Source organism: Shewanella basaltis (genome assembly GCF_023283885.1).
GTDB lineage: Bacteria > Pseudomonadota > Gammaproteobacteria > Enterobacterales > Shewanellaceae > Shewanella > Shewanella basaltis.
Genome location: NZ_JAKILA010000022.1, coordinates 63,094 through 85,778, shown reverse-complemented (window position 1 = coordinate 85,778; position 22,685 = coordinate 63,094). Strand labels below are relative to the sequence as shown.

Sequence of the window (22,685 nt, the reverse complement as noted above, 5' to 3'; positions counted from 1 at the left end):
TATATCCAGTAACGTCACTTTTATTCAGTAGAGACTGCCTTATGGATTAATGCAGCGCTCTCAATGTTATGGCAAGGATGTTTGACCGTACTATCAGCTAGCCCCCAGCACGTTGATAACACAGCAAACAGACTAATAACAACAAGCGCAAACTATCTTGCATCCTTGCCGCTTTATTTGTTTTACCGCCAGCACGACATGTATCACCACTGGCACAACAGTTCAGGCGTTATTGGGTCCCCAGACTCTATATCCAGTAACGTCACTTTTATTCATGCCATTGGCAGGATTGAGTTTAAGTCATCAACAATATCTTCATAGAAAGGTATAACCGCTTAAACAATAAAAAAGCGCAAACAATGCAAACAAAAGCCCCAAAGCAACGGATGCAATGGGGCTTTATTTTTTTGATGCCTCCATAATCGTAACAGAGCAAATGGTTATGCCAATCCGCATTAGAATGTGCTCTTTTAGCGAAAATTATCAGTGAGGTATTTGTCAAAATAAACTCGGCAAAGAGGCAAACGTGTTGAGTTGTTGGTCAGTATTAGTTGACCGTTTTATGGCGTTTTAGCGCTCTCAGGGAAATAACAACCCAAAACCTTTACCCATCAACAAAGATCAATGAACGCTACTTTGTTTCAGTTTGTGCTAGCCAAAACATCACTTTATGTAAAAACGCACCTTTATCTATTGGTTTTGAAATAAAATCATCCATCCCCACCGCTAAACAGGCCTCACGATCCCCTGCCATGGTATCGGCTGTCATTGCAATAATAGTCACGTTTGCCATCAACTCCCCAGCTTGCCCCTGTCGAATAAACTCCGTCGCTTTATAGCCATCTAAAACAGGCATTTGTCCATCCATCAATACTAAGTGTAGGTCGTTTTTATGTTGGACATTTTTTAAAAACGCTATCGCTTCTCGACCATTATTGGCGGTATAAACCTCAACGGGTAATTCCTCTAACAACCCTTGCGCAACAATTCGATTTATTTGATTATCATCTACTACAAGTACACTGTATTTTTTATCCGGTAAAGCCTTAGACATCGCACTGCCATAGTTTGTCTGCTCAGCGATATTGACACTATTATTGAGTCGCTTACTGCAAAGCTCTATTAAGTGTATGGGTAAAACCGGCTTGATGAGATGCTCACAACTGGCACTTTCTAGCAAAGCGATATCCACTTCATCACGACCAATCATTAACAGTAAAAGGCAATTTGCAATTGAACTGTGTTGGAGCCAATGTGTATCTTCTGCCACAATTAAGTGGTTTTCGGCAATAATCACATCGGGTTTGCTTTGAGTCATCACACTGACAAATTGTGAAAATTCCCTTACCAAGGTGACATTGGCAGACCACGTTTGACATTGCTTTTGCATTAAATGCGCTGTGGGTTCATCAGCAATGAAAATCAGCACAGATTGCTCAGCAAAAGGGGGCGCGGCAGGTGTTATATTGATATCCCGATTGTGGTTGGCACAAATATTAAACGTAAAGGTACTGCCTTGGCCGATCTCACTTTTTACGCCAATATCCCCACCTAATAACGTCACAAGTTGTTTTGAAATAGACAAGCCTAAACCGGTTCCACCAAAGTCACGAGTAATAGAACCATTTGCTTGAGTAAAAGGGCTAAATAGCTTTTTTTGTTGTTCTTTTGTAATACCAATACCATTATCAATAATTGAAAATTCAACATTAATATTGTCTGGTCGCTCATCGTAAGCACGGGTGCTGACTTTGACAATAATATGCCCTTTGGCCGAAAACTTAATGGCATTTCCAATAAGGTTAACCAATATCTGCTTGATGCGGTATGGGTCACAAATGAGCTTTCTGTGCTTTAATTCGACACTGTCTAATAATAATATCAAGCCTTTTTCTTCTGCTCTTAGCGACATCATACTGATGACACCGCAAACATTATCGAGTAAGTCAAAAGGTTCTAACTCAACCTGCAAATTTCCCGATTCAATTTTAGAAAGATCAAGTAAATCGTTAATTAATACTGTCAGCGTGGCAATGCTGTTTTTCGCCATAGACAGATAACTTAATTGTTTATCAGACAAATATTCACGCTTGAGTAATTCAACCATCCCACCAATACCGTTGAGCGGAGTGCGGATCTCATGACTAATATTGGCAACAAATTCACTCTTTAACTTGTTAGCCGATATGGCCTCAGCCGTTGCCGCTTCAAGCTCCTGTGTTCTAGCAATGACCTGCTGCTCTAAAGATTCATTCATTTGCAGAATTTTTTGCTCACTGCGCCTTGAATCGGTCACATCGCGGATTATGGCTGAAATACTGGTAATGTTGGTTGAATTAATTACAATCACGGGCGACAAACTCACCGTAAACACTTTTGTCTCGGCGCCATGATGGCTAGATTCTATGGTGACAAGGGTATGCTCTTTTTTATCAAATACCGTGGCGATTAATTGCGAGTTAAGCACTTTTGCATCGTCATTTTCGTTAATTACATCGAGTAAATTAGTGTTAATGGCCTGTGCTTGTGCAATGCCAAATAGAAAAGTGGCAGACTCATTCCAGGTCAATATGTAGCCTTGGCGATCAACACTGATAATGGCATCTGGGGAGCCTGCAATAATCGCTTGATACAATGACTGGTTATCATGTAATTCAATGAGTTTAGATACATACTTTTGATAAATCAGAATAATGGCAACAATAATGGCAAAAACAACAAACATAAGTAACATCATGGCATTTCGTTGTGGCTCCCAAAGCGCCGCAACAGCCTTTTTAGGAAATAAGCCAATCACTGTTAATTGCCTATCTTCTTGGGTCGATAAAAAAACGGTTTCTCCAATCGACCAGTAATCTTGTTTATCGAGCCGGACCTCTTCAATATGACCGAGGATTGGCAGTGGGGTATTTGCAGTTTGTAATTGCCATGTTGAGTTGGGTATGTTCAGGTCAAAACCAAAATGAAGCGCAGGATTAGGTGCAGAAATAAAATAACCATTTGAGTTAAGTATCGCGAGCTCAAACAATGAATGCTTAAAGTCCCTTTGAAGTTGTTCAAGTAAGATGTTGGCGTCGATATTGACGATAACAAAACCAAAAAAAGTGTCTTGATCATCAAAAATGGATTTCGCAACCCTAAATGTTGGCCATACAGGCGTTTCTATCACGCCATATTCTCGATTTAAGGTAATATCTGAGATATAAAGTTCATTGGGGGTTAATTTTGCAATGGCCGAATAATATTCTGTATCACTTTTGTCTTGCAATAAGCCTTCAGGTACCACCACAACTTTGTCATTACGCCGCTCAACCCTCACCACTTCATGCCCATTATTTAGACGGCTAATAAAACGTAACTGCCTGACTTCTGGATTGGTTTGGATAAACGCTGTAAACATATCCTGTAAGCGTTTTTTCCATTGCGCGGTTGTTGTTCCGTCTATGGGGTCGATATCATTATGCTGCAGGCTGCGGCTAATCCCTTTAACAGAAGCCGTAGACTGTAAAAACAACACTTTATTTTTATAAACGTTGAAAACATCACTCATTTCTAGAGCGGCTGTGTGACTCAACTGTGCTAATGTTGCTTTATTTTTTTTAATGATCGCATTTTGGGCAAAATTTGAATACACCAAATAAAAGAGTAAGCAAAAACAGCCGATAACAAAGTAACCTAAGTAAGACAAGGTCTTGTGCCTAACGTGATGACTTTTTCTAGGCCATGGATTGCGCATACCCTTCCTATTTACACCCAGTGTTCTGTTAATAATATAAAGTCACTAAATTCATTTGCTGGTAACGGTCGACTGAATAAATATCCCTGGCCCATCACACAATCAAGTTCAATTAACGCCTGACGTTGAGCTTCGGTTTCTACGCCCTCAGCAATCAATGTTAATTCCATTGAACGCCCTAGTGAGATTATCGTCTTCACAATCTCGTAATCATGTTTATTGTTAAGCATGTCTTTAACAAAAGACATGTCAATTTTCATCACATCAACATTGAATTTTTTTAAGTATGCTAAACTCGAATATCCTGTACCAAAATCATCAATGGCAATGGTGACTCCCAAAGCCTTTAACTGACTTAATTTAGTTTGCATTTCTTCAGCATCTAACATTAATGCTGTTTCGGTTATTTCAAGCTCTAGCAGCTCTGCAGGTAACTGCGACTCTTGTAAAGCTGTGGCAATCATATGTTCAAGATTCGGGTCAGCAAATTGTGCAACGGCAACGTTGACAGAAACCGGAATAACATACCCCATATCAAACCAGCGCTTTGCTTCAATACAGGCTTTAGATAATACTTGTTGGCCCAACTTAATGATTAAACCCGTCTCTTCAGCCAGCGGAATAAACTCTGTTGGAGAAATAAATATACCATCATCTCCAGTAAGCCTAACCAGAGCCTCCGCGCCAATAATGCGTTTGGTTGTTAAATCAAACTTGGGTTGATAAAACACCAATAACTCATCATTTAATAGCGCGTTGCGTAAACTCAATTCAAGCTGATGCCGCTCACGAATAGAATTTTCTAGATCATACGAGAAAAAGCTAAACCGATTGCGGCCCTCTTGTTTAGCTCGATACATAGCCACATCGGCATGACGCATCAACTCTTCGGCATCAGAAGCGTCATCTGGATAAACACTGATCCCAATGCTGATAGACACGCTAAATTTTTGCCCAGCCAACACAAAAGGCTCATGCATAGCATCTACTAATTTAGTTGCCAATACCGACGACGCCTCAACCGACTGTGTATCGCTCATCAAAACCACAAATTCATCCCCGCCAAGCCTTGCCAATGTGTACGACGGTGGAATTAATGAATTGATCCGCTGCGCCATAAGGCAAATCAACTCATCTCCTAGCTGGTGCCCGAGTGAATCATTAAGGTATTTAAAATGATCGATATCAACCAGTAATGCAGCCGCTTTTGTGCCAAAAGATTTCGCTGAAGAACATGCCACACTTAGTCTGTCTTGCAATAAAATTCGATTAGGTAAATCGGTTAATTGATCATGATTTGCTAAATGACTCATTTTCATGGCCATTGCCATGGTTTCACTCACATCATGAAACACCATAATGGCGCCAATCACTTCACCGTTTTCATTGCGTATGGGCGCAGCAGAATCTTCAACAGCAAAAACTTGTCCGCCGCGGGCCAGTAACTGACTGTTTAGCGCCATGGCAACAATACGTTGCTCACGTAATGCAATATAAAGCGGGTTTAATAATGTATGGCGAGTGTTAGAGTCACGAAGTTGCATGACCGTTTCAATTTTTTGATGAAGCGCCTCTTTAATTCTCCAGCCAGTCATGCGCTCAGCAATTGGATTCATAAAGGTAATCAGGCCTTTGGTATCAGTTGCGATAACGGCATCGCCAATAGAGTTTAATGTAACCCGTAAACGTTCTTTTTCTGAATGCAGAGCTTGCTTGGCATGCTTCACCTCAGAGACATCCACCACAGTCACTAAATAGCCATCCATTCCCGAACTGGATTTCATTTTTGACTGAAATACCTCATAAAAACTGGTGCCTATGTCGTTTGCTACTGTCACGATGTATTTTACAGGCTTTGTGGTGGCCACTTTTTGATGTGACAGTACGGCATGACTCAGTTCTGCTGGAAAAATACTCGAAATATGCTTTCCGTCTACCTGGCCAACCAGTTGGTCAAACCACATGCCTGAGTAATCATTACTAAATAAATTATTCCCAGCAGCATCCCAGTAGGTAATGAGCATAGGTACTTGATTAACTAGCTGTTGTAATTCTTCTTTGGCTTTAACAATTAAATGATTTTGCTGTCTAAATTTCAGCTGGGTATGTACCCTTAAGCAACAAATAGACGCATTAAAAGGTTTGGTAATAAAGTCAACACCGCCGCTTTCTAATGCTAGTTTTTCAAATTCAGGCTCTGTATGACCAGTAATGAAAATGATGGGGATGTCGCTGTAAAGTGGGTTAGATTTAAGCGCACGGCAGACTTGCCAACCGTCCATATCTGGCATTTCTATGTCGAGTAAAATAACATCAGGCTTGATTTTATCAACCAAAGCCAAAGCATTGCTGCCTGATTCAGAAAAATAAATATTACCTAAAGGTGACAAAATGTCTTCTAGGATAAAAATATTCTGGATATCGTCATCAATAATTAATATGCGATAAACCGTATTTGCTAAACCCGACAACAACATGAACATGACTCCCTGATTACAACTGAACATCCATTTACATTAATCACTTGTTAAATTTAAGCGACATAATGAATCTTACATTATATTTACGAACAAGAAACGGTTAGTCTTAGCATGATGACGCTTTTTCAGCTTAAATTTAAACATACCGAGACAGGTAGTACCATGATAAATACGCTAAAAAAAGATGCACAAATCAATACGTACAAATGGGCTAACCTCACCTCGCTCATGCTTTTGATTATAGGGTTATTTATCGCATTTACGTTAAAAAATACCGCCGAAAAAAATAATGCGCTCATAATTCAAAATAGCTTAGAACAAGATTTAAATAAAGTCAGTCAAGAGGTTAAAGAACGAGTAAATAAATTCGAATATGGTTTACAAGGATTACGTGGCGCCATTAATACCATTGGTTTTGAGCATTTTAATTATCAAGCCAACTTAACTTACTTCCAGAGTAGAGATTACGCCAGAGAGTTTCCAGGGGCACGTGGCATGGGAGTGATAAAAATGGTGCCCAAAAGTAAGTTAGCGCATTTTTTACAACGCGCCAGTCTTGACCGAGGTAACACCTTTTCCCTCACACAACTCGACTCGCCGCAAGATCCATTATTTGTTGTGCAATACATCGAGCCAGAAGGCCCTAACAAAGAGTCTGTAGGGTTAGATATCGGCTCAGAAGTCAACCGCAGAAGAGCAGCAATATCATCAGCCATAGCCGGTACAGCCTCACTCACCGCACCGATCACTTTGGTTCAAGCAGACAACAAAGTGAATCATGGCTTTTTATTATTATTGCCTATTTTTGCACCACAAAATACCATCGAAAAAACAATGCCAGACGTATTGGGCTGGGTCTATGCTCCACTACTCATTAACGAGATCCTCGCAAGCTTAACGGAGCAAAACAGTGGACAAACACTTGAGATAACCGACATTAACCCCACAAAAAACATTGCGTTCTTCAGTACTGCAAAGACGAGCAGCACAAGTAAATCTCTCTTTTTACCCTCGCAACTTACCCAAGAAACGCATCAAGCTCACCGAAAAATTGAGATTTACGGCCGTCATTGGCAAATTAGCCTCACACCGTCAGCACAATGGATTGCCAACCTTAAATTAGCCGACCCACAGAAAAATCTCATTATGACACTTGGTTCTACCCTGCTGCTCATTATTATCCTCCATAGTTTTTTACGCTATATCACCCGAAGAATGGAAAACATTAGGCAGAAAATCTCGTTGTCATCTTTTATTGATAATGCCTCAGATGGTCTCATTGGCGTTGACAGCAGTTTTACTATTTTACATTGGAACCATTCAGCTGAAGTTATTTTTAATTTAAATCCAAACTCGAGTAAAAAGCCGATCATCAATTACTTAAGCGAAAGTATTTCAACAGATACGCTAATCGCTTACTTTAAAAAAGTCGCTAGAGGCGAGCCTGTCAGCAAAATTGAATTTAATTACCAACCTCAACATGAACGAGAAAATCGCTCGCTCGTCCTTTCTATTACGCCGCTCATTAAAGACCAACGGTTTTTAGGGGCAAGTTTTACCATTAATGATGTGTCTGATTTTAAGCTATTACAGAGTCAGTTACAGCAACATAACATTGAATTAAAAACAAAAGTCGATGAAAATACTATCGAAATTGAACAGGCCAACTTATTCCAACAAAATATTTTAAACAGCAGCAAAGTGGTTATTATTGCAACAGACGCTGTGGGTCTTATTACATTTTTTAGTAGCGGCGCAGAACAAAGCTTACGCTTTAGTCACGACGAAATGGTCGCAAAGCGCAATCTAGTCGAGCTCATCAAACATGTAACGTTACTTAACCCGCAAGATGACAACACACACTCACGTGAGAGCATGCCTCAAGCGGCTAAAGACATATTTAGTTTTATCGACACCCAGTTAAAACAGTATCAGCACATCACTTTATCGTGCGATTTAAAACAAAAATATGGCGAGTATAAACAGGTAAACCTACATGTGTCGGCAACGATGCAGCGCAACATTGGCACCACAGGGTTTGTATTTGTCGCAGAAGATCTTACCGAGAAAAATGCGCTGCACAAACAACTGCATTTACTCAATAGCGCAATAAATTGCTCACGTAATATGCTTTTATGGGTCAATTCTGAAGGAGATATTATCCTCAGCAACAAGCATGCAAATACTATGTTAGGTTACAGCGCCACAAACGGACACCTTCATCATATTGACGATGTCCTGATTCACGAAAATGATCAAACATGGCACAGCCTTAAACATCGCTTACTTAATGCCCAGCACAATGAAATTACATACAAAATCCACACCTTAAACAGTCCGTCAATAGATGTGATTATGTCGGCATCGTTAATCAACATGAATCATGCTGAGTTTATTTTTATTGAAATAAAAGCTATCACAGCAACACATCCCAAGGCGCCGCTGTTAAGTAAGCCATTGCGTAATGAACGCCCTACAGCAACCCCTCTTGTATCACACCACAATCGGCGCGATGAAATAGCCACACCACTCAATGAAGAACTCGATGCAAAAAATAAGATAGAAGCATATTGCCAAACACAACACATCGATTATCAAGGTGCACTTTCTCGCTTAAGTCATAATAATGCTGTTTACCTCAAAGCGCTGGAGCTATTTATTGAAGAGTTAACCCAATATGCAGATATCGCCTTGCTGGAGAATCGAGACAATAGTGAGTGTAAAATACTATTTCATAGCCTAAAAAGCTCTGCAGCAACCTTAGGGTTTACCCATTTAGCACAATTTGCCAAACAACAAGAAGCAATGATAAAGGCAGATGATAAATATGATGCAACACCGGGATTAAATGAACTGACAATACAAATCAATCAGGTCAAGCCTATTGCTAAAGGCTTACTCGAGTTACTTCACACTGAACACCCTCAAACGCCACCGCTTGAAGTAGTATCATCTATCACTATCACTAACGAAACTGTCAGCCTGTTCAACACATTAATAGAGGAAGTTAACACCTTTAATATGAATGCCACGAATACGTTTCCTAAACTTGCTCATATTATTAATGCACTTGATCCTGAAAATTATAGCGCCTTAAAAAACGCAATTAGTAATCTAAAGTTTCAACAAGCAGAACAAATACTGAAACACATTCAGCCATTATTATTGAAGCAATGTCAGTGACCTTTGATAGTGTAAATGAACAAACGTATCACTTTTATAATTTACCGGTACAGGCTATTTAAAACCTTAACTAGCTTAACGCCATACAAATCCTGTATGGTTATTGCCGAACATGGCAAGTATTAAAAATATGTAAAATATTCAAGCAACAATCAATACGCTAACTACAATTACTCATAACGAATACTGATTGAACGTAACGAATGACTACAATTATTAAAAAATGCGTTTTTATAATGATCCTCATGGGTATTCTTGGCTGTGTCACCGGCTGTGATGTTGCAGAAAAAACCAACCGAAACAGTGTAAGCAAAAAAAAGGCTATCACCATTGCTGTGTCTAATACCCCATTGTCGGCACCATTTTTTATTGCTGAAAAAATGGGCTTTTTTGCGAATAATAACTTACACGTCAAACTCGAAAGGTTTGATGGCGGGGTAAAATGCTTTAATGCTTTAGTTAATCAGCAAGTGGATTTTGCTACGGCTTCTGAAACCGTTGTTATGTTCAATAGTTTTCAACGAACTGATTTTGCTGTAATGGCCAGTTTTGTTGAGTCTGACAACGATGTTAAATTACTTAGCTTAACACCAGAAAAATATCGACAGCTCGATCATATTGCCAATACACGCATTGGTGTAATCAAAGGCAGTGCAAGTGAGTTTTTTCTAGACAGTTTGTTGATTATGCACAATAAAACTCATTTACCCATTAAGCGAGTTTACTTAACGCCAGCTCAACTCATTCCAGCATTACTCGATAATCAAGTAGACATTATTTCTGCTTGGGAACCGCTTGGGTACATGTTGTTAGAGCAAATAGCCACAAAACCTGAAATCATCAATAGCCGAGGCTTATATCATCTTTCGTTTAATTTAATCGGAATGAAACAATCTACTGTAGACAACAATGATAAGCAGGCACTGCTCAAAAGTATCAGCGAAGCCATTATCTACATACATAAACACCCAAAACATGCGCAAGAAATACTAAGCCAAACGCTGAATATTGCCCCATCGCAACTCCAATATTCGTGGGCAGATTATACTTTTAGGTTATCGCTCAGTAATGCGCTTTTTTCTAATATTCAAACTCAAAGTCAATGGGCCATTGATAACCAATTAGTGCCTAAAGAAAACCGTGTCGACTTTAGGCAAGTTATTGACAGGCAACTACTTGAAACATTTAACAACAAAGAGGCTGGTTGGTAAGTTATGATGCTATCAAGGCGACTGAAGCTCACCGCTATTTTGTGTTCTTTACTGACATTAATTGTCGGGTTATCGCTTATTCAAGTTCATAATTACCAGCAACAAATTTATCGTCAGCTTAACTACTCAATGAAGCTGCAACTCAGTATTGATAGCCTCCGCAGTCAATTGTGGCTGTATCAGGAATACACAGATAAACAAGGCTTGATAGAACTTAACAATCGTCAAGCTGAATTGGCCGCCGAATTATCACAAAACATTGATTGGGACGTGCAGCAAAAAATCATTATCCAAAACCTTAACCGGCTTAACACCAACGTTAGAGCATTGATTAACACTCAAAATAGCCATCACAGTACACAAACCGATAATGTTGCCGCATCAAAGGCGGAACGCTTATTTAAAGCGAAATACAGCATGGTCATTGAAGAAATGACCGAAGAAATGTTTAACCTGCATCAACTGTCGATTAAACAGGCCAAAAAGAAACAACAAACCTTACTCTGGTTAGTTGGAGCCGTGCTGCTATTATTAACCACCTTGATCACGGCCTGGTCCTTTAGGACGTTATCCCGCTTCAGAAATGGATTGAACTCAATAAATCAAGGCATGGAAGCGCTCGCGTCGGGTGATTTAACCAGTCGAATCGTCTTCAGTGACGATGATGAACTGTCTGCATTGGCGAATAATTTTAATAACATGAAATATTCACTGACACAAATTACGGTCAAAAAAGACAGTCTAAAACAAGAGGTAGACAGGCAAACCCGTAAGCTCATCGAACAACAAGATAGACTGATTTTTTTAGCCGAACATGACGAGTTAACTGGTATTTATAATCGGCGCGCATTTATTAAAAAAATCGATAACGCCATCGCAAGAGATTTACGATCAGACGATCAGGCTGCATTACTGTTTATCGATTTAAACAAATTTAAGCACATTAACGATACACTAGGACACAGTGTTGGAGATGAGGTTATCGTTATCATTGCCCAACGGTTACGCAACCACCTAAGATCGACAGATATTGTTGGCAGGCTAGGTGGAGATGAATTTGTCGTCTGGCTAGATTTGATTGCAGAACCTATCGATATTGATCAAAAAATAACGCAATTATTAACTGTCATCAAAATGCCGATGAACATATCCACTCATCAGTTGGAAGTCGGGGCCAGTATTGGTATAAGCGTACTTCCTAAACATGGAACCACCAGCCGAGAATTAATTAGCGCAGCAGACACTGCCATGTACCGCGCCAAAGCAGATAACAGCATTGAGTATTGTTTCTATCAAAGCGATCATGGCGTCACTGTGTTAGCTAATTCGTAAGTTTGGGTATTCCAGTCAAAATAATACTCTACGCCCTGCCACTCATATACAGTGCCACTCTCACGTTGAATCACTTTAGCATTCTCAGGCAAACTCGTGAGCCCTTGGCTCACTGAGGTTGCTGTTGTGGTGCGCTGGGGGACGGAAACCACTCGCGGCGCAACCACAGGGACTTCGATCACCCTTTGACGTACAGCAGGCACAACATTAACCGTCTGATAAGGGTAAAAGGGATCATGGCGACGATAATTATCCCTCCACCAACCAGTGCCATACCAAGTATCAAAGTGGTTATTCCAACCAATCCCTATACTCGGACCCCACGCATCGTGACTCCCCCAACCTGTATTCCAGCCCACACTCCAACGCCACGGATCTCGATGACGAGTTCTACGTTCAGTATGATGACGGCCATCATGTTGCTTACCCACAGAATGTGAATGGCGGTTTAATTGCTCATTGGATAAAGGCTCTTTTGCATTCGCCACCACAACAAGGCTCGACAATAAACAAGCGCTCACTGTAGCAACACTCAGCAATACAGGGGAATTATCTCGTAGCATGGGTCACCTCAACATCGTCAAACACCAGGTTCATTTTACGCTAAGTCTAGATAAAGTCGATATCCTCCATTTTGGCTTAACCCTAAATTAGAAAAATGCTATAGTGCGCGCCATATTGGATTTGATATTCAGGCGGTAAACATGAGTTTTAAGGACTTACGCAGCTTCATTGATCATTTAGAAGCAAATGGCGAGCTAAAACGTATTAGCTACCCCGTTGACCCTTATTTAGAAATGACTGAGATTGCTGATCGCGTATTACGATCGGGCGGTCCTGCGCTGCTATTTGAAAATCCTAAAAATCATTCTATGCCTGTATTGGTTAACCTATTTGGTACACCTAAACGTGTCGCCATGGCATTGGGAAAAGACGACCCACTGGCACTGCGTGAGGTGGGTGAACTATTGGCCTTTTTAAAAGAGCCTGAGCCACCAAGCGGCTTTAAAGATGCAATTGCTAAAATCCCTATGTTTAAGCAGGCACTCAACATGCCGCCTAAAACAGTACGCAACCCACCTTGTCAACAAGTGGTCAAAACAGGGGACGAAGTCGATCTCACCGCCTTACCAATTCAACATTGCTGGCCTGGAGATGTCGCGCCACTGGTCACCTGGGGGTTAACCATCACCAAAGGCCCACGACAAAAACGCCAAAACTTAGGTATATACCGCCAACAGTTATTGGGCAAAAACAAGCTCATTATGCGTTGGCTAGATCATCGTGGCGGCGCATTAGACTTTAAAGACTTTAAACAGCAACACCCCGGCGAGCGTTATCCTGTAGTGGTGGCATTAGGCAGTGATCCTGTGACCATTTTAGGTGCTGTAACCCCTGTACCAGACTCGATGAGCGAATACGCCTTTGCCGGTTTACTGCGCGGTGAACGCACCGAGGTGTGCAAAGCCATTAGCTGTGACTTAGAAGTGCCGGCCACCAGCGAGATTATTTTAGAAGGGTATATTGACCCAGATGAAACCGCTGAAGAAGGCCCTTATGGCGATCATACAGGTTATTACAACGAAACAGACTCATTTCCGGTGTTTACAGTTACTCACATTACTCACCGCAAAGACGCGATTTATCACAGCACCTATACCGGCCGTCCACCCGATGAGCCAGCTATGTTGGGCGTTGCCTTAAACGAAGTGTTTGTGCCAATTTTGCGTAAGCAATACCCTGAAATTATCGACTTTTATTTACCGCCAGAAGGCTGCTCTTATCGCATGGCAGTAATATCGATTCGCAAACAATACCCAGGGCATGCTAAGCGAGTCATGATGGGCGCATGGTCTTTCTTGCGCCAATTTATGTACACTAAGTTCATTGTCATTGTTGATGAGGACGTCAATTGTCGTGACTGGCAAGATGTGATTTGGGCCATTACCACTCGAATGGACCCAACACGCGATACCATGTTGGTGGATAATACCCCAATCGATTATCTTGACTTTGCCTCTCCAGTGGCCGGATTAGGCTCAAAAATGGGCTTGGATGCCACCAACAAATGGCCTGGTGAAACCACAAGAGAATGGGGTACGCCAATTGTGATGGACCCACAAGTAAAACAAAAAGTAGACGCCATCTGGGATGAACTCGGTATAGAAGACAGACCAACACTTTAAAGGGCTAACCTCATGATCAATGCCGGTCAAACAACCCAAAGTGATCCTGTTAGTCGGTTATTAACTATAATTAAGTGTTTGATAAATTTTAAAAAGGGCTTAAAGGACGTTAGATGAAAACCATTCGTTGTCAAATTGAAAAAGTCACTCCATTTAATGACGCTGTTTATCAAGTGTTACTAAAACCAGAAACCGCTTTTGATTTTAAAGCCGGTCAATACTTGTGTGTAGTCATGGGTGAAAAAGACAAACGTCCTTTTTCTATCGCTTCTGCGCCTAATTCCGCGCTAATTGAATTGCATATTGGTGCAGCCGTAAGCGAAAGCTACCCAATGCAGGTTGTAGAGCGTTTACAAAGCGCTTCCCATATCGATATTGAAGCTCCTGCAGGTGATGCATATTTACGTAGCGACAGTCGCAGACCTCGTATACTCATTGCTGGTGGCACTGGTTTCTCCTACATAAAAAGCATCGTCGAACAGCAAATTGCCAGCGGCGAAACCATCAACACCAAGTTGTATTGGGGTTGCCGTAATGAAGACGCCATGTACTACCAAGAAATAGCGCGCCAGTGGCATGATGACTATGAATGGTTAGAGTTTATTCCAACAATTGAACAGGCAAGCGCTAACTGGCAAGGTAAGCAAGCAAATTTGCTCGAACAAATTAAGCACGATTTCATTAGCTTAAATGGTTACGACATTTACATTGCTGGCCGATTTGACATGGTTGGTGCCGCACGGGAAGTGTTTCGCGAACTCGGCGTTGAAGAAGCGCACTTATATGGCGATGCATTCGCATTTATTAAGTAAAGAGTACACGTGTGATTGACGCCCATAAAACCGGCAAGTGTGTCGGTTTTTTATCAGGTTCAATTGATGATTTATCCATCTATACAATTAAGGTAATGCCATGAAACTCAGCCAATTAAGCCAACCTATTTTTGAACATTTATACCGCGACATTGTCGAGTTTCGCACCACCTTTGATTTGCCCGTCAACCAGCCTGCAAGTCTAGATGATAACGCCGACACCTTGCATACCTCTTTAATTATTGAAGAAATGACCGAACTTGCAGAAGCAGACTCACGTATTGAACAAGCCGATGCAATAGTAGACTCAGTTTATGTATTAATGGGCCGCCTAGTACACCTAGGAGCCACCGAAGTAAGCTCTCGTATTGAGATTAGCTATCTTATCGATTTACTGTTAAACGTTGCCAAAAACCGCGAAATCGACTTCATTCAATGTTGGGATGAAGTTCACTCAAGTAACATGAGCAAAGTGTGCCGCAATGAGCAAGAACTGAGCGAAACCATCGCCCATTACGCCAAACAAGGTGTTGATATTGTTGGCAGTAAAAAAGGTGATTTTATCATCGCTAAGTGCGCTAGAGACGTTGAAATGGACGGTAAAGTCGTGCGTCAAGGCAAGGTGTTAAAATCGGTTTATTACCGCCCGGCAGACTTAACAAGCTTAGTGCAAAATTAATTGCACTTATTTAGCCGATAAAAAATGCGCTTAATATGCGCATTTTTTATCGGTTTTATGCCGCGTTCAATAATCTAGCGTTATTGAGTGTATTAATTAACTGCTGCGGCTCATCAACACTCAAATGCATCACTGTCATCGGTTCCGGTAACTGCCCCATACCGCCATGGTAAATCTCCGGGCGATTTAGCTTAATAGTGACGTTACTTTGCCCGCGACCAATGCTTATCGTCTCAGAATCATCCTGATCTATTTTGGCTAACGGCTGATTTGTGACATCGGCAATATCAGCCAAATTAATCACCATAAATCCCCACAACGAATTGTTAATCACTACGTTATCTCTCATAAAATACAACGAGTAATAACGCGACAACCTATGATTAGCCACCATAGACATTAAGGTATAGCCGATAATGCTCGAGACAATAATCGCAGCCCACTCGCTCCATGACACCAATAGAAAATAACTGCCACAGGATGCCATAATGCAACCGGTTAACATCAACCACACATGCCAGCGCGAGGCGCTACGTAAGTGAATATTAGCAATAGCGGGCGGATGATTGCGTGAAAACCACGCAATAGCATAAAACCAGTTTGTCGCTTCGCTCGCCATAATCAGCGCAATCGTTAAACTTTTTTCATCGCCTTCACGGTAGGTTTCAACCGCGCCCACTCGAGGATCACCTTTTAGTTTACGCACCTTAAACAAGCCGCGTACCACACTCACAATCAAATACAGTTCAATCACCAACAACACGGCAATAATCGGGTAGCGAAGCCAAGCAATAAATTCAAAATAATGCGCCACTTCAGCAGGAAAACTTAGCCGCGCAACTAGGCTACTTAAACTAAAAACAATGATTATCTTCCATAGTTTTTGAGCCCCCTTTTTAATGATGCAATACCAATAACTCAATGGCAGTAACACAAAATACAGTACAGAAATTAGGTACAAAGCACGCTTGTCAGTATCGCTAGCTAGCGCCTCTGGTGTCCAATGAACACCTATCACAAAACTGATTACCATTAAGGCTAAAAAAACTAACCGGTACTTTATTGTTGCTCTCATTCAATACTCATCCTTGGGCTATTTCAATCACATTAATACCGTGTTCTAAGTCACCTTAACTCAGGTTAGGTATTGATATTGTGGCAATATAAATTTAAACAAGTTGTTAACATAACAATAAACGTCAGCATTAACGAGAAGACTTCAAACTAAGTTGTTACAGGAAATAACCGATGCGTATGAGTTCAAGTAAACTAGCTTGAGCTAATCCGCGCGTTTAAATAACCACGATAAACCATGAATAGCTGTTGTTGGAAATGCCATTGAATGATCCGCTTCAGGGATCACCAATAATTTTAATTGTAATGTGCCCGTTTGAGCAGAAGGGTGAGATTGAAGGATGTGATAAAATGTTTGCGCGTCGGCCACCATTTGATGGTTATCGACTGTGTATGGAGGTCTTTCTAATTCGCCAATACCAATAAAGACTTTAGCGGATATCGCGGGAGTTTGGCTAAAGCCTTCAATAAAGCGCTGCAACAAGTGCTTGTTGTCAAACCACAGCGAAGGACTGCCCAAAACATAGTAGGTAAATAACCTGAGCTCGGGATAATAAATGCCTTTCAAACAGTCCTTTGTCCTGCTCACTGCGTTGAATCGACTTACAATAGGCTAGCTATTGACGCGTCAATTCGCCTTGTTAGCAGAACAAATGACAAGCTTGAAAGTGAGAATGGGTAACATGTTGATTTTAAATAGTATAAGTTCATCTCTTATCCCGAGTTCAGGTTAAATAATGTCGGTTGCTCCAGTAACACATATGCACCAAATAACCCGCCTAACGAATTTCCAACAAACGTATTTTGCTGGGTGTCGACTCGAAAGTGTTGTTCAACAAAGGGCATAACAGTATGGCGTATAAAGCGTAAATGTCGCTTGGCCTACCCCGTGTTGAGCGTCCAACTGGCATCATGGCTTGGGGTATAATCGCGGACCCGACTCGCAGCTCCTTTACTGCCCTTTTGATAACCAATAGCAACCAAAATAGCCTGTTTCATGATATTGCTGTTCATGGGAAATTGCGTCGCACCAGACACCACTTGCAAGCTGTACATGGAGTCTGTCATATAAATAACCGGATAGCGGTGAGCGTTATTGCGGTGATAATCTGCAGGGAGCCTAATCATCAGTTGATAGTGCCGTTCGCCATCTTTGACAATAAATTGGCGGGCACGATCAATAACAACAGGCTCGGCAGAAGCAAATACATCGGCAGTACTCTTGGGGACACTTGCATTTGCTGATGCACTAGCAAGGGATAATCCACAAGACATTACCAGCGCAATAACACCATAGCCAATATTCATGTTTCCCCGCCAAAGTGACATACATTGGCACCATTACAACATATAATCGAGCGCTAACGCAGTAAACAGCACCATTCCGGCCCAATTATTATTTAAAAAAGCCTTAAAGCATGGCGCACGTTCACGGCGATAAATTAATATTTGCTGATAAATAGCAAACACAATAAAACTTATAATTCCTAAACCATAAATAAAGCCGCGTTCGGCCACAACCCCAGCCATCACAAAACACCCAAGCGCAATCAGTTGAAATACACCGATGATTTGTCGGTCAAATCGGCCAAATAAAATGGCCGTAGACTTAATCCCTACCTTTACATCATCGTCACGATCAACCATCGCATACATGGTGTCGTAAGCCACTGTCCAGCACCAATTAGCCAAAAACAGCCACCAGGCTTCAACCGGCACGTTACCCAATTGTGCGGCGTAAGCCATTGGTATAGACCAACTCCACACAATGCCTAAAAACATTTGCGGCATATTGGTTACCCGTTTCATAAACGGGTACATGATGGTCAATATAATGCCCACAACCGACAGTTGCACCACTAATGGGTTAAGCCATAACACCAAACTAAACGCAGCCAAACCCAGCACCACAAATAAACTGAGCGCTTCTTTAGTGCTGACCTCACCCGAAACCAATGGCCGCATATTGGTGCGCTCGACATGGGCATCTAAATTGCGGTCGGCGTAGTCGTTAATAATGCAGCCATTGGCTCGCATGATGACTACCCCAACAATAAAAATGATCAACACAGTTAAGTTAGGCATCCCTTGCGCGGCCAACACCAGCGCCATTAAACAAGGCCACAGTAATAGCAGCGTACCTATGGGTCTATCAACCCGCATTAACCGTGCATAAGCACGCAGTTTTTTTTGCAATAACATTAACTAGGTCCTATCTCCATGATTTTACCTGTTGGCCATTTAACAACGCTCTAATTTGGCTAATGACACTAATAACCATTTACTGCCAAAATCAACAAAATTAACTTGTACACGGCTTTTTTCACCTGAACCTTCAAAGTTAGTCACTACCCCTTCACCAAACTTAAAGTGTTTCACTTTAGCACCCACTTTATGGCCAGTATCATTCACAGCGTGGGATTTTAGGGCCGCTGAACTCACGGCACGTGCTGGAAAACGCTGGCTGATTGATGGGGTAACCTGAGCACGAATACGAATTTGCTCAACAAATTTTTCAGGGATTTCATTAATAAAGCGTGACGGGCTTGCGTAATCTTCGCGGCCATAAATACGGCGAGACTCAGCATAACTAATGTAAAGCTTCTGCATTGCGCGAGTCATACCGACATAACAAAGGCGACGCTCTTCATCTAAACGGTCACCTTCATCTAGCGCCATTTTACTGGGAAACAATCCCTCTTCAACCCCAGCCATAAACACCATAGGGAACTCAAGCCCCTTGGCAGAGTGCAAGGTCATAAGCTGGACGGCATCAGTAAATGCATCAGCTTGGCCTTCGCCTGCTTCGAGTGCAGCATGGGATAAAAAGGCATTGAGCTCGCCCATATCTTCAAGCTCTTCAGGCATTTCAAAGCTGCGAGCCGCTGTGACTAATTCATTTAAGTTTTCAATACGGGCTTGGGCTTTTTCACCCTTTTCGGCCTCGTACATTGCACGTAAACCAGAGCGCTCAATCACACTATCTGTCATACGATACAACAGCATATCTGCGGTATCGGTTCGTAACTCAACAATCAGCTCCATAAAGCCGCGCACCGCATTGGCTGCACGCCCTGCTAATACTTTTTCTTCAAGTAAACGTACACTGGCTTGCCATAGTGTTAATTGATGCTGTCTGGCGGTTGATCTCACTATATCTAAGGTGCGATCACCTATTCCTCGGGCTGGCGTATTCACGACACGCTCAAAGGCGGCGTCGTCGTCTTTATTATTAATAAGACGCATATACCCCATGGCATCTTTAATTTCTTGGCGTTCAAAAAAGCGCAAACCACCGTAAATACGGTACGCTAAGCCTTTATGTAAAAAAGCTTCTTCGAGCACCCGAGATTGCGCATTTGAACGGTACAAAATAGCGCAATCACTTAAATGGCCACCTTTGTCTTGCCAATCGCTAATACGCGCAACAATAAATTTAGCCTCGTCCATTTCATTAAAAGCACAATAGACAGAAATCGGTTCACCGTCTTTATCCTCGGTCCATAATTCTTTGCCTAAACGATCAGGGTTGTTAGCAATCACGGCATTAGACGCATTCAAAATATTTGCCGATGAACGATAATTTTGTTCCAAACGTATGGTTTGTGCACCAGGGAAGTCTTTCAAAAAACGGTGCAGATTTTCAATTTGCGCACCACGCCATCCGTAAATAGATTGATCGTCATCACCCACAATCATCACATTGGCCGTATTACCCGCCAAGACTCGGATCCACGCATATTGAATAGCGTTAGTGTCTTGAAACTCGTCCACTAAAATATGACGAAAACGCTCTTGATAATGGGCCAACAAATGTGGCTTATTGAGCCATAACTCATGAGCACGTAACAGAATTTCGGCAAAGTCGACCAAACCTGCACGGTCGCATGACTCTTGATAAACCTTATAAATGTTTAATAGATTTTGCTCAATCGGAAACCCACCAGCATCGATATGCTTAGGGCGTAAGCCCTGGTCTTTTTTACCATTTATGTAACCTTGAGCCTGGCGAGGAGGATATTGTTTCTCATCTAAATTAAGGCTTTTGAGGATACGTTTAAGTAAACGCAATTGGTCATCAGAATCTATAATCTGAAAAGTTTGCGGTAAATTGGCGTCTTGGTAATGAGTGCGTAATAAACGGTGCGCTAACCCATGGAAGGTGCCTATCCACATCCGCCCCATATTAGTGCCAACCACTTTTTCAACACGCTCACGCATTTCTGCGGCCGCTTTATTGGTAAAGGTTACCGCTAAAATCGAATATGGACTTTGTTGTTCGACTTGCATTAACCATGCAATACGGTGAGTTAGCACGCGCGTTTTACCACTGCCAGCCCCCGCTAACACCAACATATTTGAAAGTGGCGCGCCAACAGCCTCACGTTGCTTATCGTTTAGGCCGTCTAATAATGATGATACGTCCATTTTTCCTCCCAGAAATCTGCGGGGCATTATATATCAATTAGCGCTTGAAAGCCGTGCATTACTTTTTCGATTAAACCTCAACTCTACTCATAATCCCATACGATATATTCAAACTTACAATTTGTGCTGATAACTCGGTAAATCGAACAAGGTTATCGATGCAAAGCGCTGTTTGAAATGCATTTATACCAATTCCATTAATTATGTGACCAATCAGAGTCACTCAGATTGTTCAGTTTGAGGCGCATTGTTGAAATAATGGTTATTCCCTTCTAAGACAATGCAACAAAGAAATGAACGGTCTGAGTGCCTCCTGCAAGGCGGGTTTCTGTGCCTTCTATGCTGCTTAATAGCATTTTGACGTACGACTGCATGGACGCAGGAGGTAGAACAACGCAGGAGCAGTTGTCGAGAACAACTATGCCTACAATTCTATTACTTGCCTAGAAGACACAGAACTCCCGCTGAATGACCAGATAATTAATGGAATTGGTATTATTATACAGAGTTGAGGCTATTTAAGCTGCCTCGAAAACATTGGCCGGCGGGCCTAGGCGTATTCATCCGCCTAAATTGACAATAACATTTACGAAAATTACTATACAAAATAAGATACTTACTTAGGCTTGTATATTGAATATCAAAGATTTAGAACTGTTTATTACCGTCGCGAAATTAGGTAGCTTTTCAAAAGCGGCTAAATCACTCGATACTCGCAGAGCGCATGTAAGCCGCCGCATTGCCGAGTTAGAACAACAGCTCGGTGCGCCTTTATTTACCCGTACAACTCGCGTCATGGCACTGACCACATCGGGTAAACGCTACCTTGCCCAAATTACCCCATTAGTCAGCCAGCTTAACCATGCAGGTGAGGTGTTTAAGCATCGTCACGATGACATACAAGGAAAGCTCAGAATTGGCCTGCAACCGTTTGTTGATAAGCTAATGGACAAACACATTGCCCACTTTGTGCATGCCTATCCGCAAGTACAATTAGAAGTTTTTATCGTACCTGGGCAGCACCAAGACATAAAACGTTTACATTTAGACTGCATGATCAATGCAGGGGAAGTGAGTAAAGGGAATATTGCTAAACAAAAGCTCATGACATTTGAGCGAAAAATGTATGCCAGCAGTGTGTATCTTGAAAAATCATCCGTAATAGAAACCATTGACGATTTACATTATCACTCATTACTTGGCTTTCGTGACGCCGAAGGCACTTTAGAGCACCAATGGCGCTTTCAGCAAACAAACGTAAGCGCCAATTACAAGGTGATTTGCAGTGACTATAATTCTCTGTATCACTTTTGTTTAGGGGGTGCCGGCATCACGCTTTTACCGCAAGTCATTGCCCTTGATGCGGTGGAAAATCAGCAACTCATTAACGTACTGCCCGAATTAAGCGCAGGGTTTACCGACATTAATATCCTCACCCCCAACGACACACCACTTTCACCTGTCGCTAAAGCTTTTGTAGAGCACCTAACGGATACCATTTCGATTAATGGTACGGCCAACCACTCAGACTGATCCGTTTGCGACATCGCCTTGCCTTAAAAGG

General features: G+C 41.8%; 15 protein-coding genes and 1 pseudogene. 7 read left to right on the top strand and 9 right to left on the bottom strand.

Annotation, left to right across the window (positions count from 1 at the left end; genetic code table 11):
* Positions 1-631 precede the first annotated feature (631 nt).
* Entirely contained in the window at positions 632-3,736 is a 3,105-nt protein-coding gene (locus L2703_RS15250; protein WP_248971937.1) for an ATP-binding protein, read from the bottom strand.
* An 11-nt stretch (positions 3,737-3,747) separates the two neighbouring features.
* A complete protein-coding gene (locus L2703_RS15245; RefSeq protein ID WP_248971936.1) occupies positions 3,748-6,213 on the bottom strand; it encodes an EAL domain-containing protein in 2,466 nt (821 codons plus the stop codon).
* A 165-nt stretch (positions 6,214-6,378) separates the two neighbouring features.
* On the opposite strand from L2703_RS15245, the gene L2703_RS15240 reads away from it, so the two are divergent.
* From L2703_RS15240 to L2703_RS15230, 3 genes are all read left to right on the top strand, one after another.
* A complete protein-coding gene (locus tag L2703_RS15240; protein WP_248971935.1) occupies positions 6,379-9,399 on the top strand; it encodes a CHASE domain-containing protein in 3,021 nt (1,006 codons plus the stop codon).
* 236 nt (positions 9,400-9,635) lie between these two features.
* Complete coding sequence (locus L2703_RS15235; protein WP_248971934.1) at positions 9,636-10,610, top strand: ABC transporter substrate-binding protein; 975 nt, start codon at positions 9,636-9,638, stop codon at positions 10,608-10,610.
* Between the two features lie 3 nt (positions 10,611-10,613).
* Positions 10,614-11,942, top strand: coding sequence for a GGDEF domain-containing protein (locus L2703_RS15230; protein ID WP_248971933.1), 1,329 nt, complete (start codon positions 10,614-10,616; stop codon positions 11,940-11,942).
* Here L2703_RS15230 and L2703_RS15225 read toward each other — a convergent pair.
* Positions 11,912-12,505 (bottom strand): hypothetical protein, encoded by a 594-nt coding sequence (locus L2703_RS15225; RefSeq protein WP_248971932.1) that lies wholly within the window; start codon positions 12,503-12,505, stop codon positions 11,912-11,914. The two genes, L2703_RS15230 and L2703_RS15225, sit on opposite strands and share 31 nt — an antisense overlap.
* Before the next feature lie 141 nt (positions 12,506-12,646).
* On the opposite strand from L2703_RS15225, the gene ubiD reads away from it, so the two are divergent.
* From ubiD to L2703_RS15210, 3 genes are all read left to right on the top strand, one after another.
* The gene (gene ubiD, locus L2703_RS15220) at positions 12,647-14,128 is read left to right on the top strand and encodes a 4-hydroxy-3-polyprenylbenzoate decarboxylase (RefSeq protein WP_248971931.1); all 1,482 of its coding nucleotides are present in this window, start codon (positions 12,647-12,649) and stop codon (positions 14,126-14,128) included.
* A 113-nt stretch (positions 14,129-14,241) separates the two neighbouring features.
* On the top strand, positions 14,242-14,940 hold the full coding sequence (gene fre / locus L2703_RS15215) for an NAD(P)H-flavin reductase (RefSeq protein WP_248971930.1): 699 nt from the start codon (positions 14,242-14,244) through the stop codon (positions 14,938-14,940).
* Positions 14,941-15,040: 100 nt separating this feature from the next.
* Positions 15,041-15,619, top strand: coding sequence for a nucleoside triphosphate pyrophosphohydrolase family protein (locus L2703_RS15210; RefSeq protein WP_248971929.1), 579 nt, complete (start codon positions 15,041-15,043; stop codon positions 15,617-15,619).
* Between the two features lie 55 nt (positions 15,620-15,674).
* On the opposite strand, the gene L2703_RS15205 is transcribed toward L2703_RS15210, so the two are convergent.
* The 6 genes and pseudogenes from L2703_RS15205 to uvrD form a co-directional block, all read right to left on the bottom strand.
* Entirely contained in the window at positions 15,675-16,694 is a 1,020-nt protein-coding gene (locus tag L2703_RS15205; RefSeq protein ID WP_248971928.1) for a hypothetical protein, read from the bottom strand.
* Positions 16,695-16,898: 204 nt separating this feature from the next.
* Positions 16,899-17,261: an alpha/beta hydrolase gene (locus L2703_RS15200; RefSeq protein ID WP_248971927.1), complete on the bottom strand. Its 363-nt coding sequence runs from the start codon at positions 17,259-17,261 to the stop codon at positions 16,899-16,901.
* 146 nt (positions 17,262-17,407) lie between these two features.
* A pseudogene (locus tag L2703_RS15195) lies at positions 17,408-17,557 on the bottom strand (alpha/beta hydrolase-fold protein); the annotation flags it as partial.
* Positions 17,558-17,575: 18 nt separating this feature from the next.
* Positions 17,576-18,001 carry an alpha/beta hydrolase gene (locus L2703_RS15190; RefSeq protein WP_248971925.1) on the bottom strand — a complete coding sequence of 142 codons (426 nt, stop codon included), beginning with the start codon at positions 17,999-18,001 and terminating at the stop codon, positions 17,576-17,578.
* Between the two features lie 33 nt (positions 18,002-18,034).
* Positions 18,035-18,895, bottom strand: coding sequence for a 4-hydroxybenzoate octaprenyltransferase (ubiA, locus tag L2703_RS15185; RefSeq protein ID WP_248971924.1), 861 nt, complete (start codon positions 18,893-18,895; stop codon positions 18,035-18,037).
* A 39-nt stretch (positions 18,896-18,934) separates the two neighbouring features.
* Positions 18,935-21,121 (bottom strand): DNA helicase II, encoded by a 2,187-nt coding sequence (uvrD, locus tag L2703_RS15180; protein WP_248971923.1) that lies wholly within the window; start codon positions 21,119-21,121, stop codon positions 18,935-18,937.
* A 633-nt stretch (positions 21,122-21,754) separates the two neighbouring features.
* Here uvrD and L2703_RS15175 point away from each other — a divergent pair.
* Positions 21,755-22,654 (top strand): LysR family transcriptional regulator, encoded by a 900-nt coding sequence (locus L2703_RS15175; RefSeq protein WP_248971922.1) that lies wholly within the window; start codon positions 21,755-21,757, stop codon positions 22,652-22,654.
* The last annotated feature ends 31 nt before the right edge of the window (positions 22,655-22,685 follow it).